General features: G+C 71.3%; 10 protein-coding genes. 1 reads left to right on the top strand and 9 read right to left on the bottom strand.

Going from position 1 to position 14,484, the window contains the following annotated elements:
- Positions 1–9 precede the first annotated feature (9 nt).
- The 3 genes from nadD to AC3ET3_RS21360 form a co-directional block, all read right to left on the bottom strand.
- Entirely contained in the window at positions 10–636 is a 627-nt protein-coding gene (gene nadD / locus AC3ET3_RS21370) for a nicotinate-nucleotide adenylyltransferase (protein WP_432137440.1), read from the bottom strand.
- Between the two features lie 82 nt (positions 637–718).
- On the bottom strand, positions 719–883 hold the full coding sequence (locus AC3ET3_RS21365; protein WP_432137439.1) for a hypothetical protein: 165 nt from the start codon (positions 881–883) through the stop codon (positions 719–721).
- Between the two features lie 121 nt (positions 884–1,004).
- Positions 1,005–1,166: a hypothetical protein gene (locus tag AC3ET3_RS21360; RefSeq protein ID WP_432137438.1), complete on the bottom strand. Its 162-nt coding sequence runs from the start codon at positions 1,164–1,166 to the stop codon at positions 1,005–1,007.
- A 114-nt stretch (positions 1,167–1,280) separates the two neighbouring features.
- Between AC3ET3_RS21360 and AC3ET3_RS21355 the strand changes: the two genes are divergently transcribed.
- Entirely contained in the window at positions 1,281–2,402 is a 1,122-nt protein-coding gene (locus AC3ET3_RS21355) for a M48 family metallopeptidase (RefSeq protein WP_432137437.1), read from the top strand.
- A gap of 87 nt (positions 2,403–2,489) precedes the next feature.
- Here the strand turns inward: AC3ET3_RS21355 and AC3ET3_RS21350 are convergent, their stop codons facing one another.
- From AC3ET3_RS21350 to AC3ET3_RS21325, 6 genes are all read right to left on the bottom strand, one after another.
- Complete coding sequence (locus AC3ET3_RS21350; RefSeq protein ID WP_435612660.1) at positions 2,490–3,563, bottom strand: SCO2583 family membrane protein; 1,074 nt, start codon at positions 3,561–3,563, stop codon at positions 2,490–2,492.
- Positions 3,564–3,651: 88 nt separating this feature from the next.
- Complete coding sequence (locus AC3ET3_RS21345; protein WP_432137435.1) at positions 3,652–4,227, bottom strand: SCO2584 family spore wall biosynthesis protein; 576 nt, start codon at positions 4,225–4,227, stop codon at positions 3,652–3,654.
- Between the two features lie 96 nt (positions 4,228–4,323).
- Positions 4,324–5,610 (bottom strand): glutamate-5-semialdehyde dehydrogenase, encoded by a 1,287-nt coding sequence (locus AC3ET3_RS21340; protein ID WP_432137434.1) that lies wholly within the window; start codon positions 5,608–5,610, stop codon positions 4,324–4,326.
- 114 nt (positions 5,611–5,724) lie between these two features.
- Positions 5,725–6,201 (bottom strand): hypothetical protein, encoded by a 477-nt coding sequence (locus tag AC3ET3_RS21335; RefSeq protein WP_432137526.1) that lies wholly within the window; start codon positions 6,199–6,201, stop codon positions 5,725–5,727.
- Positions 6,202–6,484: 283 nt separating this feature from the next.
- Complete coding sequence (gene proB / locus AC3ET3_RS21330) at positions 6,485–7,612, bottom strand: glutamate 5-kinase (protein ID WP_432137433.1); 1,128 nt, start codon at positions 7,610–7,612, stop codon at positions 6,485–6,487.
- A gap of 176 nt (positions 7,613–7,788) precedes the next feature.
- Positions 7,789–14,178: an RHS repeat-associated core domain-containing protein gene (locus tag AC3ET3_RS21325; protein ID WP_435612659.1), complete on the bottom strand. Its 6,390-nt coding sequence runs from the start codon at positions 14,176–14,178 to the stop codon at positions 7,789–7,791.
- Positions 14,179–14,484: the final 306 nt, after the last annotated feature.

Here is a 14,484-nt window from a genome sequence, read left to right as displayed (position 1 = left end):
CCGCTCGCCTCACTCGCCGCGGTACAACTGGCGCTTGTCGATGTAGCGCACGACTCCGTCCGGCACCAGATACCAGACGGGTTCGCCCTTGGCGACTCTCGCACGGCAGTCCGTGGAGGAGATGGCGAGGGCGGGCACCTCGACGAGCGAGACACCGCCCTCGGGCAGTCCGGGGTCGGTCAGGTGGTGTCCCGGCCTGGTGACCCCGATGAAGTGCGCGAGGGAGAACAGTTCCTCGGAGTCCCGCCAGGTGAGGATCTGGCCCAGGGCGTCCGCACCGGTGATGAAGAACAGATCGGTGTCGGGGTTGAGCGCCCGCAGGTCCCGCAGGGTGTCCACGGTGTAGGTGGGGCCGCCGCGGTCGATGTCGATGCGGCTCACGGAGAACTGGGGGTTCTCCACCGTCGCGACGACCGTCATCAGGTAGCGGTCCTCGGCCGGGGAGACGTCGCGGTGGCTCTTCTGCCACGGCTGCCCGGTCGGGACGAAGACGACCTCGTCCAGGTGGAACTGCGCGGCGACCTCACTGGCCGCCACGAGGTGCCCGTGGTGGATCGGATCGAACGTCCCGCCCATGACGCCGAGGCGGCGTTTGCCCGTGTGCGACGGGCCGGTAGGCATGTCCTGCTCTCCCATGCGTGCAGACCCTACCGGCCCCGCCTGAAGCGCTCGGGCCGAGGATGCCCGGAGCGCCCCGGTATGACCACGGGGCGGTACCTCAGCGGTCGCGGTTGAAACGTGTGGTGACCCACAGCAGGAGCAGCAGGATGAGGAGGGCTCCGCCACCGGTGACGTAGGGGCTGAGGCTCTCGTGGTTGCCACCGTGCTCCTCGCCCTCGGCGGCGATGGTGACCAACTGGGCGGCGGCGCTGTGGAAGCTCATCTTCGGCAGGACCTATCCGGGTGTGGGCGGGATAAAGACGTCGGCCCATGGTAAGCGGCGGGTTCTACGGCGATCACGCCGACTCCGCCGTCGGGGAGCCGCCGGGAACCTTCGGGGGCGCTCAGTCGTCCTTCCGCCTGTAGCCTCGCAGCAGGAACCACGCGGCCAGCACGCAGCCCACGACCATCACGATCAGCACGACGCGGAGGAGATTCCCCGCGCCCTGCCGTTGGGCGGCGGCCGCGGCCTCGGTGAGCCACGCGGCTGCGGGGTCGGGCTCCATGACGCGGGACTCCTCACGTGTGGTGCCCGTCCACCGTAACTCCGCCTAGGCTGGGCCCTGCTTCGGGGGCGCAAAGGGTCGTACAAGGGTCCGCAAAGGGCCATTCTCACGCGCATGGGGGAAGACATGTCCGACGACGGTCACCAGCACACCGAGCAGGGGAAGGTGCCCAGCAGGCAGCGCAGGCGGTTCCCGGGGATCTCCTCCCGCGCCTACGAGCACCCGGCCGACCGGTCGGCGCTGGTGGCACTGCGCAAGCTCAGCGGCTTCGACACGGTGTTCAAGGCGCTCAGCGGGCTGCTGCCCGAGCGCAGCCTCAGGCTGCTGTTCCTGTCCGACTCCGTGCGGGTCTCGGACCAGCAGTTCGCCCACCTCAACGACATGCTGCGGGACGCCTGTTACATCCTGGATCTGGAGAAGGTCCCGCCGATGTACGTCACGCAGGATCCACGGCCCAACGCGATGTGCATCGGCCTGGACGAGCCGATCATCGTGGTCACCACCGGGCTCGTCGAGCTGCTCGACGAGGAGGAGATGCGGGCGGTCATCGGCCACGAGGTGGGGCACGCCCTGTCCGGGCACGCCGTCTACCGCACGATCCTGCTGTTCCTGACCAGCCTCGCGCTCCGGGTCGCGTGGATCCCGCTGGGCAACCTCGCGATCATGGCGATCGTGACGGCGCTGCGGGAGTGGTTCCGCAAGTCGGAGCTGTCGGCCGACCGTGCGGGACTGCTGGTGGGACAGGACCTGCGGGCCTCCATGCGCGGCCTGATGAAGATTGCCGGCGGCAACCACCTGCACGAGATGAACGTGGATGCGTTCCTGAAGCAGGCCGAGGAGTACGAGCAGGGCGGCGACCTGCGCGACTCGGTGCTGAAGATCCTGAACGTGCTGCCCCGCTCCCACCCGTTCACCACGGTGCGCGCGGCCGAACTGAAGAAGTGGTCCGAGTCCCGCGACTACCAGCGGATCATGGACGGGCACTACCCGCGCCGCGACGAGGACAAGGACACCTCGGTCTCGGACTCCTTCCGTGAGTCGGCCTCGCACTACGCCACCCACGTCAAGTCCTCCAAGGACCCGCTGATGAAGCTGGTCAGCGACCTCGCGGGCGGCGCGGGCGACCTGGGCGGCCGGGTGCGGCGCGGCTTCACCGGCTTCACCGGCTCGGCTCCGCCGAAGGACGGGCCGGGCGACGGCTCCCCGAAGGACGAGCGGCCGGGCGCCGACGACTGAGCGGCCGATGAGGCTGTCGGACTGGGCGTTGATCGCCTCGTCCGTCAGGCCCCCGCCCCGGGGGCGGGGCCGCTGGGGGCTTCGCCCCTACACCTTGGGCTGGGCGGTGTTCGCCAGCGTGCCGCACAGGGCCGTGGCGTTGCCGGTCGCGTAGGGGTCGGTGCCCGCCGGGCCGCCGACGGTGGCGGTCTGGCCGGACAGCAGCGGGTGCAGGTGGTCGGTGGTGTCCTCCGAGCAGGACAACGGGCCGGCCTGGACGTAGGAGACGATGAGCCGGGTCTGGTGGACCCGCAGGTTGTCGCGGTCGAAGCGGAACTGCAGGGTGCGCCGGACGGTGAACAGCGACGCGGGCGCCCCGGCCTCGGAGCCGGCCGGGCGCAGGGCGTAGACGAAGGTGTGGTCGGCGGTCACCTCAAGGGTGGCCGCGTCCGCCTCGGCGGCCTGCAGCGTGCCCTGGACGCGGATCTTGCGGTCGGCCAGCTCGACCTGGGCCGGGTCGAAGCGGACCAGCCAGCCGGTCGGAGCGTGCCGCCCGTCCGCCGCCGGGTGCTGGAAGCTCGTGTCGAACTGGTCCAGCTGGTCGGCGTCGAGCAGCATCCGTACCGGTCGCACCTGCTGCCCGGTCAGCACCTCCGGGTACAGCGACGAGTGCACGATGTAGTCCTTCGCCGTGGTCAGCGCCGTGACGACCTGGCTGTCGGAGAAGTGCGCGGTGCGCCGGGAGGGGGGCAGCGGAATGCCTTCGGCGCCGAGGCGGAACTGGGCGGCGGGGCTGCGGGCGAAGAGCCGCTCCGGGTCGGGGGCGCCGGGCACCTTGCCCTGCGGGGCGAGCGGGATCACCGTCATCCGCAGCGGCTCGGTGGTCTGCCGGGCGGCCAGGGGTGACTCGTAGGGGCTGCGCACGCCCATGTAGATGGCCGTGCCGAAGGCCAGGGCGATCAGCACGACGAGGATCAGCGCCTGCCGGGACAGCCCCCGATGCACCGGGGCCCGGCGGCGTACGGCGGGGGCGTGGTCGGCGATCCGCTCCTCGGCGGAGTACTCCTGGAGGCGGGCAGCGCGAACGAACGACTCGTCGAAGACGACGGATCGGTACTCGTCCTCGCCACCTCCGGGAGCGCCCTCGGGGGTCCCCTCCGGTGGGTCTCCAGGCCCGCCCATACCTTCAGAGTAGGTCCGCGCGAGCCCGGGTAAACGCGGAGCGACAGGACAACTTCTGACAGGTCCCCACCACGTTCGGGGCGGGTGGTCAGGGGGTCGGGGGCACCGCCGCCACGGGTGGCCTGGAAGAGTCGGCGGAGGTCGACGGCGTCACCGCTCCGCCCTGCTCCGGGCCGGTGGAGGCGGGCGGCGGGACCTGGTCGCGGCTGTCCGAGGAGGCGCCCCGGTACACCGCGGCGAAGGCCAGCGCGACCATGCCGACCCCCATCACGACGGCGAGCATCCAGGCGACCGGGCGGTGCCAGCGGACCGCCTGCCGGCCGTACGGTCCATAGCCGCGGCGGTCGTCGAAGAGGTCCGTGTCGTCGAGGTCGTCGTAGTCCGGATCATGGCCGAAACCGCCCGGACCGTCGGGGCCGTGGGCGTCGTCGTAGCGCTCGCCCCGGGCGTGCGCGCGCCGGGTCTCCGCCTCGGCCGCCTCCGCTCTGGACTGCGCGGCGGCCAGGAGGCGCTCGACGGCGGTCGGCTCGTGGATGACGGCCGCCGCCACGAAGGCCTCGTCGAAGACCACGGAGGCGAACTCTTCGTCCGACACTCCGCGGTCGTGGTCGTCGTCGGGCTCCCAGCCGTCACGGAACGGCGTGCCCCCCACGTCCTCCGGCACTCCTCCAGAGTAGACCTGGGGGGGCAAGTTGGGCAGACGGTACGGAAATTATCCGCCAGGCGAGACACCGTACCGGCCGCCCGCGGACGGCCGGGGTCAGCGCCGGACGTGCCCGTCACCCGTGACGATGTACTTGGTGCTGGTGAGCTCCGGCAGGCCCATGGGGCCGCGGGCGTGCAGCTTCTGGGTGGAGATGCCGATCTCCGCGCCGAAGCCGAACTGGCCGCCGTCGGTGAAGCGGGTGGAGGCGTTCACGGCGACCGTGGTGGAGTCGACCAGCTGGGTGAACCGGCGAGCGGCCTGCTGGGAGGTGGTGACGATGGCCTCGGTGTGGCCGGAGGTCCACAGCCGGATGTGCTCCACGGCCCGCTCCAGCGAGTCCACGACGGCGGCGGCGATGTCGTGGGAGAGGTACTCGGTCTCCCAGTCCTCGGCCGTAGCTTCCACGACGGTCGCCCGGGAGCCCTTGGCGTGGGCCAGCACCCGCTCGTCGGCGTGGACGGTGACCCCGGCGTCGGCGAGGGCGTCCAGGGCGCGGGGCAGGAACTCGGGCGCGATGTCCTGGTGGACGAGGAGCGTCTCGGCGGCGTTGCACACGCTGACCCGCTGCGCCTTGGAGTTGATCAGGATGTCGATCGCCATGTCGATGTCGGCGTGGGCGTCGACGTAGACGTGGCAGTTGCCGGTGCCGGTCTCGATCACCGGGACGGTGGACTCGCTGACGACCGTCTGGATGAGGGAGGCGCCGCCGCGCGGGATCAGAACGTCGACCAGGCCGCGGGCGCGCATCAGCTCGCGCACGCTGTCGCGGCTCTCGCCGGGCACCAGCTGGACGGCGTCGGCGGGCAGCCCGGCGCCGCCGACGGCGTCGCGGATCACGCGGACCAGGGCGGTGTTCGACGCGTAGGCGGAGGCGGAGCCGCGCAGCAGGACCGCGTTGCCGGACTTCAGGCAGAGGGCCGCGGCGTCCACGGTGACGTTCGGGCGGGCCTCGTAGATGATGCCGACGACACCCAGCGGGACGCGGACCTGGCGCAGGTCGATGCCGTTGGGCAGGGTGGAGCCGCGCACCACCTCGCCGACCGGGTCGGGCAGCGCGACGACGTCCCGTACGTCGGAGGCGATGGCGCGCACCCGCTCGGGGGTGAGGGTCAGCCGGTCGACGATCGCCTCGCTGGTGCCGGCCTCGCGGGCCTTGGCGATGTCCTGGGCGTTGGCCTCGACGATCTCGCTGGTACGGACCTCCAGCGCGTCCGCGATGGCGAGCAGCGCGTCGTCCTTCGCGGCGCGGGGCAGCGGCGCGAGATCGGCGGCGGCCGCCTTGGCGCGGTAGGCGGCCCGGGTGACCGGGGTCATGGAGTCGTACGGGGAGAGCGTGGTCATGGGGGAAGGGTAGTGCGCCGCGTGGTCCCGGATCACCGCTTGTCCCAAACCGCGAGACACCGGACCAAAACGGATGACGGGCCGCGCCCCTCCGGCACCGGCGGGGCAATACCACTAGAACGGATGGACGCCGACCGGGGTGGCCGGTGGCGGGCCGTAGCCCTCGGCGACGCGCTGGTGGTAGGTCTCGCGGTCGATGACCTCCAGGCCGACGATCTCCCAGCGCGGCAGTCCGGCGGTGTGACGGTGCTCGCCCCACAGGCGCAGGGCGACGGCGGCCGCGTCGTGCAGGTCGCGGGCCTCCTCCCAGTAGCGGATCTCCGCGTGGTCGGCGGCGTAGCGGCTGGTCAGCAGGAAGGGATGGTCATGGGCGAGCTGTTCCAGGGCCCGGCGCAGGTCCTTGAGGGGGACGTCCTCGCCGGAGACGCTGAGGGTGACGTGCCACAGCCGGGGCAGGTCCTTCGGCTCCTCGTACCGCTCGCCGGCGGTGACGCTGGTCAGGGTGCGCTCCTCGCCCGCCGTGCGGGCGGACGCGGACGCCTCGCCGGAGCGGCCCGTGCCGCCACGGGACGCCGCCACCCCAGGGCGCACTCGTCTCACGACGGCCTCCTTCACGCTTGTGCGGCGCTCGTACGGAACGTGTCTGTCGACACCAAGTTGGCAGGCGGAGGGCGTCCTTGGGGCGCTTTCACGGAACGTCCCCCACGGGTACGGATCGTTCGACCCGGCGGGGAGCGCCCGTTCGACGTTCCGGGGCGTGCCCGTTCGACGCCCCTGGAGTGCCCGTTCGGCCGGACCGAGACGGCTGTTCGACCTGGTCGGACTTGTGCGACCTGGCCGGTGTGCCGGCCGGCGGAGAACCGCCCGAGGGTCCCTAGGGGTGCAGGATCACCAGGTCGTCCCGGTGGACGACCTCCCGCTCGTACGCCGGTCCGAGTTCCCGCGCCAGCTCGCGGGTGGAGCGGCCGAGCAGTTGCGGGAGTTCCTTGGCGTCGAAGTTGACCAGCCCGCGGGCCACCGCGCGTCCCGCGCCGTCGCGCAGCTCGACCGGGTCGCCGGCGCTGAACTCGCCCTCGACGCCGGCGATACCGGCCGGCAGCAGTGAGGTGCGCCGCTCGACGACCGCGCGTACGGCCCCGTCGTCGAGGGTGAGGGCGCCCTGGGGGGTGGAGGCGTGCTGGAGCCAGAGCAGGCGGTCGGCGGAGCGCCTGCCGGTGGTGTGGAACCAGGTGCCGGTGTCACCGCCGGCCAGGGCGTCGGCCGCGTGGACGGCGCTGGTCAGCACCACCGGGACACCGGCGGCGGCGGCGATCCGGGCGGCCTCGACCTTGGTGACCATGCCGCCGGTGCCGACGCCGGCCTTGCCCGCGCTGCCGATCTCCACCTCGGCGAGGTCGGAGGGCCCGCGCACCTCGGCGATGCGCGAGGTGCCCGGCCTGCTGGGGTCGCCGTCGTAGACGCCGTCGACGTCGGAGAGCAGCACCAGCAGGTCGGCGTGGACGAGGTGGGCCACGAGGGCGGCGAGGCGGTCGTTGTCGCCGAAGCGGATCTCGTCGGTGGCGACGGTGTCGTTCTCGTTGACGATGGGGAAGGCGCCCATCGCGAGGAGCTTGTCCAGCGTGCGCGAGGCGTTGCGGTGGTGGGCGCGGCGGCTCATGTCGTCGCTGGTCAGCAGGATCTGGCCGACGCGGACGCCGTAGCGGGCGAAGGAGGCGGTGTAGCGGGCGACGAGCAGGCCCTGGCCGACGCTGGCGGCGGCCTGCTGGCGGGCCAGGTCCTTGGGGCGGCGGCGCAGGCCGAGCGGGGCGAGTCCGGCGGCGATGGCGCCCGAGGAGACCAGGACGATCTCCTTCTCGCCACCGCTGCGGGCCTTGGCGAGGACGTCGACCAGCGCGTCCACGCGGTCCGCGTCGAGACCACCGGCCGCGGTGGTCAGGGACGAGGAGCCCACTTTGACGACGATCCTGCGGGCCTGGGCGACCTGATGCCTTGCCGCTGACACGTGCTTTCCTCCACCCTCGCGCCCACGCCAGGTCGGACGTGGCTGTTGCAATCTACGCGAAGATGTACGGAGCGTGCCCGGGTGGTCCACTTCGCGGACCTGTGCGGGACGGCCTCGGCGGCCTGTCCGCACAGGACAGGCCGCCGAGGGTGGTGGGGGCGGGGGAGGCGGTAGGCCTAGAAGATCGAGAGGATCTTGTTGCCGACCTTCCCCGCGATGTTGACGAGGGCCGACGGGATGTCGGCGACTCGGGTGATGCCGGTCGACCCTGAGCCCACGCTCAGGCCGAACTCCGAGGCGGGGCCGAAGCCGCCCGTGAAGACGTTGACGGTGTCGCCTCTGGAGTTCTTCGTGTCGAAGGTGCCCCGCCAGCCGCCGTGCAGCGGCCCCCATTCGGCGTCGACGCCCGAGCCGAGACCACGCAGCTGGTCCAGTGAGTCCGCGTTGCTGAACAGGGCGTTGCCGGTCACCCCGGCTCCGAAGTCGAGGCCCTCCGTGAACTCGGCCGATCCGGTGACCGCCCACGCCGTCTTGCCGCGGGCCGACGTGGTCCGCACGAGGCAGACGCTGCCGTTGACGCCGATGATGGCCGACGCGCTGCCGTTCACGCACAGCCCGGTGGTGTTCAGGTAGCTGCGCATGTAGTCGGTGAAGCCGCTGACCTTCTCGATGAGGGCGCTGATCGTCGAGTCGTCCCCGGGGGGCGCCGAGGTGGTGGTCGTGCCGCCGGACTTCTTGCCCGTCGTTCCCTTCGTGGTCTTCGTGGTCTTCGTGGTCTTCTTCGTCTTCGGCTTGTCGGGGATTCCGTCGCCGTTCCTGTCGTTCCTGGGGCAGGCCGGCTCGCCGTAGATGCCGCACAGGAGCCTCAGACCCGACGGGTCGCTGTAGGCGATGGGGTTGTTGTCGCTGTAGCTGTACGCCGACAGGTTCTGCGGGTCGGTCGGTTCCGTCAGTTCGTCCGGGCTGAGGAAGCGGCCCAGCGACGCGTCGTACATGCGGGCGCCGAGCAGCGACAGGCCGGTGGAGTCGTCCTCCTGCTTGCCGATGTACCCCCGGTCGAGGCTCGCCGGCAGGTCGCCGCCGGCGTTGCGCTGCTTGCCGAACGGTGTGTAGCGGCGGCGGGTGACCAGGCCGCCCATGGTGATGACGAGGGAGGTGGACGCCTGGGTGTCGCTCAGCAGCCAGGTCAGCTTGCCGTCGGTGGTGCCGTCGGCCTCCCGGACGGCGACGGCGGTGCCCGCCGCCGAGTACAGGCGGGTGGCCCGGACGCTGCCGCCGGCCGCCTTGTGGAGTTCGTGGCCGTCGATGTAGAGCACGTTCTCCTGCGGCGAGGTGCGCAGCAGGACGTTGCCGTCGGTGCCGTACACGTAGCCGGACACCTCGTCGCCCGTGGCGGTGTGCCGGGTGATGCGGCCGACCCGGTTCAGCGCGGTCCACTCCAGGTCGGAGGTGACCCCGTCGACCGTGCGGGACGTCATCCGGCCCGCGTCGTCGTAGCCGAAGGTGTCGTTGCCCGCCCGGGTGACGCCGTGCGGGCGGGGCAGGCCCGCCGTGTAGGACGATCCGTCGGCGCTGTAGCCGGGGTAGGTGTAGTCCCTGGTCGTCGCGCCGGTGGCCGTGGTGTCGGTGACGGACTCGATGTTGCCGAGCTCGTCGTAGGTGTACGCCGTGTCGTACGGGTCGAGCCCGCCGGTCAGGTCGGCTGGGGCCGCGCCGGCGCAGCCGTCCGTCGCCTGGGTGGTCCACCCGCGGGTGACGCGGTTGAGTTCGTCGTACGCATAGCACTCGCTCTGGTGCGTCACGCCGTCGGTGACGCCGGTGAGCTGGCCGCCGAGGTCGCGGGTGAACGTGTCATCCTGGGCGACCTGGGTGGTGGTGCCGGTGGTCACGGTGGTGGTGATGTTGGTCAGCGCGCCGCTGCCGTCGGTGTCGTCGTAGGTGTAGGCGCGGTTCACCGTCGCGTCCGGGCCGCCGCTCGTGCCGTAGGCGCGGGCGTCGAGCCGGCCGAGGCCGTCGAAGCCGATGGCGGACTGGTAGGTGGCCAGCGGGGAGGACACCTTCGAGGGCAGGCCCTGGGCGGTGTAGGTGGTGGTCACGGTCTCCGCGGGCAGGCCGCCGACCGCCGGGTAGCTCACCGACGTCATGTGGTCGGCCAGGTCGTAGCCGTATCCGACGGTGTAGGTGCCGGCCAGGCCGGAGCCGTCGTCCGGGACGGTGTAGGCGCGGCCGGTGACGCGTCCGCGGTCGTCGTACCCGGTGACGGTCTGCGTGTAGGCCAGGCCGTTCGCGTACGACGTGGTCGCCGCCACCCGGCCGGCGCCGCCGGGCGCGCTGTCGTAGGTGGTGCGCTGCAGGGTCGTCGTGCCCTGACTCACCGTCGTGGGCCGCTGGAGCGCGTCGTACGCGTAGCTCAGCGTGGTGCCGGTGCCGTCGGTCACCGTGGCGGTCTTGCCGTTCTCGTCGTAGGTCGTCGAGGACGATCCGGTGTCCGGGTCGGTGGTGGCCGTGCGTTCGCCGAGCCAGTTGTAGGTGTAGCCGGTGGTGTTGCCCTTCGCGTCGGTGATCTGCCTCAGCTGTCCGCTGCGGGTGTAGTCGTACGACGTCGACTGCGTCCCGTCGGGGCCGTGTTCCACGACCCGGGTGGTCTGGCCGAAGACGTCGGTGAAGCTGTCCCTGCGCTCGCCGGTCGCCGGGACGGTGGTGGTGTAGTCGCCGAAGTAGTGGGTCCGGGTGTGGCGGCCGGGCTGGGGAACGCCGTTGACGAGTGTCTGGACCTCGGTCGTCCGGCCCGCCCAGTCGAGGATCGGGTCGTTGTAGGACGGCAGGTCGGCCACCGTGGGCAGCACCATCCCGGAGCCCGCCGCGCCCGTGTTGTGGAAGGCCGCGGAGGTGCCGGTGACGTTGCCGGAGGTGTCGTAGCGGGTGGAGACCACGGTGCGTCCGGTGCCGTCGGGGGCCGTCGACTGGGTCTCCCGGGTGCGGCCGAGGCCGTCGTAGTACTCGTAGGAGTCCGTGTAGGTGGTGCCGGACTGCAGGACGCTCGTGGTCACCCGCGGCGGTCCGCTGACCACGTCCGGCACGCCGTCGGTGTTGGTCGTCGTCGGAACGGTGTAGGTGAACTTCATCGACGGGTCGCCGCTCGGGTAGTTCCCGATCTCGGTCGGCTTGAAGATCTGGACGATGTGGCCCACCGAGTCGTGCACGAACCGGGTGGTGAGGCCGCTCGCGTTCTGCGTGCGGTACGGGGTGCCCCACAGGCGGGAGTTCCACGTGGTGGTGGACGTCGCCGTCAGCGGTCCGGTGCCGTCGGGGTCGGGGGTGGTGACCTTGACGCCGCCGACCGGCCAGGAGGTCGCCGGCGAGTACGTCGTCGTGGTCTTGGCGCGCTTGCCGTCGTAGGTCGCGGTGATGCGGCCGGCGGCGTCGTAGTCGGTCCAGGTGCTGCGGTAGGTGCCCGCGCCCGTGTAGCGGCGCTCCTCGGTGACGTTGCCGTCGACCAGGGCGGCGTCGTTGCCGGCGACCGAGGTGGAGCCGTCGTACAGCGTCACCGTGTAGGCGTCCTGGTTGGCGGAGCCGCGTGCGGCGCAGTCGGCCGCGTAGTGGCGGCGTTCGTCCTCCAGGACCATCCAGCGCTTGACGTCGGAGCCGGGGAAGTTCGCCGTGTTGTAGGCGCGGCCGTAGGTGGTGCAGCGGTTGTCGTCGTAGTTCTCCAGACCCCAGTCGTTGGTGCGCAGGGGCAGGCCGTAGGTGGTGCTGGTGGCGGAGGTGTCGTCGTACTCGTCCTTGACGGTGTGGACGCGCCAGCCCTGGGAGGTGCTCTGGTACGTGGAGGTCTTGCTGTCGCGCACGAAGCGGGCGTCGGGCAGGCCGTCGTACTGGGCGGTGTTGTGCACCCAGTACTCCTTGCGGACGCGTTCGTGGGAGGAGCCGTCGCCGTCGCGCCGGGACTGTTCCAGGGTCCGGCCGGCCAGCCAGGCGGAGTCGGTCCAGGAGTCGCCGAAGCCGTCCTGGACGGAGACGCTGCGGGTCAGGGAGGAGTCCGTCTTGGAGGTTCGGTCGCCGTCGAGTCCGCGGTAGAGCCAGTAGTAGGTGGAGCCGGCGTTGCTCTTGGTGCCGGTGAAGACCTCCACCTGCTGGTAGCCGCGCCAGTCGGACCAGGTCTCGTCGGCGTCGGGGGTGAGCGGGTCGTTGGTGAACCGCCAGCCGGCGCCGCCGTGGTACTCGTAGCGCGTGGTCATGACCGGGTCGCCGTCGTGGCTCGCGCCCTGCCCCACGCCGGGGTCGACGGAGACCTGGGTGACCAGGAACTTCTTGAACCAGCCGGTCTGTTCGGCGCCGCCTTCGGGGACCCACTTCTGCCAGTAGCAGTCCTGGGTGTTGGAGGACTGGCTCGGCAGGCTGCTGATGTCGCAGGCGTCGGGCGCGCCGTAGGTCACGCTGGTCACCGAGCCGAGGTCGCCGTAGACGGTGTTGACGCGGCGGAAGTTGAGCGTGCCGGAGCCGACCTGGTTGTCCAGCCATTCGCCGTTGAAGTTGATGACGGGCAGGCGCAGGTCGGGTCCGTCGCCGTAGCCCTTGCGCTGGACGTAGTCGAGCCAGAGCGTCTTGCCGACCGTGCCGTCGGGGTTGGGCAGGCCGTACTTCATCTGGTACTGCATCGCCGGTGCCCACGGGTCGGCGTCGGTGTCGCGGACGTACGTCTTGATGTCCCACAGCATGTCGGTGGTGAAGAACGTCGGGTAGTACGTCTTGCCGGCGCAGTAGTTGTCCGCCGAGGTCCCGTCGCACATGAGGTCGGTGGGGACGTCGGGGTAGGAGTCCGGGTTGGAGGAGATGCCGGGGCAGGCGGGCGGCTCGGTGCCGAGCGGGTCCTTGTAGCTCATCCGCTCCACGCAGCGGCCGACGTGCTTGAGCACGACCTCGGCAGGCAGCTGGGCGCCGGTGATCTGGGAGGCCCAGCCGTACTCGATGCGGGCGAGGTAGCTCGCGGCGTCGTACCGGCGGGCCTTGTCGGCGTTGATGACCGACCGGTAGTGGTTGGTCTGCTTGTCGTAGAAGTAGGCGTTCTCGACCTCGTTGGGGTCGACGACCCGGTCGAGGTTCCAGCGCCAGGCCTGCGTGCAGGGCTCCGGGAACTGGGCGTGGCAGGGCTCCCCGGCGTCGTTGCCGGCCACCGGGATGGTGAGGACGGAGTCGGTCGCGGCGCTGTCGCGCTCGCTGCGGCCCCAGCCGAAGTAGTAGCGCATGCCGTCCTGGGTGGAGATCACCCAGTACTCGTCGTCCGAGCCGTGGCCGCCCCAGAGGTGCTGCACCCGCCAGCCCGGGTCGTCCTGGAGGTGGTAGGAGCCGGTGCCGTTGTCGTCCTGGATCAGCTGGGAGGTCACTCCGTTGAGGCTGATGACGTACACGGCGCCGTCCGGTTCCATGCCGGTGTTGGGCGAGTCCCAGCACATGTCGCCGACGGTGGGGATGCCGTCCTGCGAGCAGTTGCGGTAGCGCCGCTCGACGTAGCCGACGTCGAGGTCCCAGCCCATGCCGGCCCAGGACGCCTGGTTGTTGGTCGCGGAGGTGCGGCCGTCGACGGACTGGGAGTTGTACGACAGCGACAGCTCCGGGGTCGTGCCGAAGGGCGCCTCGGGCACGGTGATCGGCAGGTCGTAGGTGAAGGCGCCGGAGCCGATGGAGACGTCCCAGGTCCCGGTGGGGCTGAGCTTGCCGGCCCGGTAGTCGCCCTCGTCGGACGACGATCCCGTGGTCAGCGTCGTCACGGTGGCCTCGGAGGTGGCCGCGAAGGCGGTGCTGCTGAGCAGCGGGGCCCCGCCGGACGTGACGGTGGGCGTCGGGTCGGCGTCCGCGTACACCGTGGCCGTCAGCTTGCCGGACTCCACGTCGTTGTCGACGGGGAGGTAGCGGCGGTGGTCGGGGGAGCAGCCCGGCTTGTCGGGCGTGGTGAGCGCGCAGGCGGGCATCTGCACCAGGCGCAGCCGGGACGCGAAGCCGCCGCCATAGGCGTGCTCGAAGCCCGAGTAGTCGATCGTGACGCGGACCGGGCCGGGGGCGGCCAGCCGGTCCTTGCGGGTCAGGCGCAGGCCCATGCCGATGCCGCCGACCGGCTTGATCTCGGAGCGGTCCAGCACCTCGACGTCCACCGTCTTCGGCGCCGGAGCCGACGGCGCGAGCCCGACGAGGCCCCCGGACAGCGCGGGGTCCCGGTCTCGGGCGCCGAACGCGGCCTGCGGCGGGGTTCCGGCGGTGGCGGCCTGCTGGGCGGTGGGGGCCTGTACCGACACCACCGATGCCCGGGCCGCCTTGGCGCCCAGGGCGACGCGGGCCCGCGCGGGCCGGGGCCAGGTGGTGGCCGCGGGCTTCGTCTGGGTGGGTTCCGCCTGCTGCGCGCGCACGACGTCGCCCTTGCGGGCCGGGACGTCGACGGTCCGCTCCGCCGGCCTGGCGGCCTCCACGACCGCGGCGAAGGCGGGCGCGGACATGAGCCCCGCCAGCAGTGCACCGGAGACCGACACGACGACGCCGCGTCTGACGGATCTCGCTCTGACCGATCTCGCCACGAACCCCACCCTTCGACAGAACGACAAAGCGGCCCGGAATCGGGCACGCCAAGCAGTGCTCATCACGACGGGGGCAGGTTCGAGCCATGCCGAGGCGAACGCACTCCGGGCGGACAGTAATGAGTTCGATCAAGGAAGCCAACGCCTGCAAATTCCGACTTGTCCCGACAACACAGCCAACCGGATGTAAAGATTCCGCAAGAATGGCTGAATGAAAATCAGCGGCGCAGCCGGTGCTGTCGCCGACAAATCCCAGGTGTTTTAATGACCCGCCGTCGCCGAACGCCGGCGTTTCCTTTCCGAGGG

Source organism: Streptomyces sp. bgisy159 (assembly GCF_057707805.1).
The sequence above is the reverse complement of the archived record's forward strand: the minus strand, read 5'-3'. Positions and strand labels throughout refer to the sequence as shown.

Excerpts from the sequence above, each read along its gene's own strand:
- nadD (WP_432137440.1), bottom strand. The coding sequence starts at position 636 with ATGGGAGAGCAGGACATGCCTACCGGCCCGTCGCACACGGGCAAACGC.
- AC3ET3_RS21350 (WP_435612660.1), bottom strand. The coding sequence starts at position 3,563 with ATGGGCGGGCCTGGAGACCCACCGGAGGGGACCCCCGAGGGCGCTCCC.
- AC3ET3_RS21360 (WP_432137438.1), bottom strand. The coding sequence starts at position 1,166 with ATGGAGCCCGACCCCGCAGCCGCGTGGCTCACCGAGGCCGCGGCCGCC.
- AC3ET3_RS21355 (WP_432137437.1), top strand. The coding sequence starts at position 1,281 with ATGGGGGAAGACATGTCCGACGACGGTCACCAGCACACCGAGCAGGGG.
- AC3ET3_RS21365 (WP_432137439.1), bottom strand. The coding sequence starts at position 883 with ATGAGCTTCCACAGCGCCGCCGCCCAGTTGGTCACCATCGCCGCCGAG.
- AC3ET3_RS21340 (WP_432137434.1), bottom strand. The coding sequence starts at position 5,610 with ATGACCACGCTCTCCCCGTACGACTCCATGACCCCGGTCACCCGGGCC.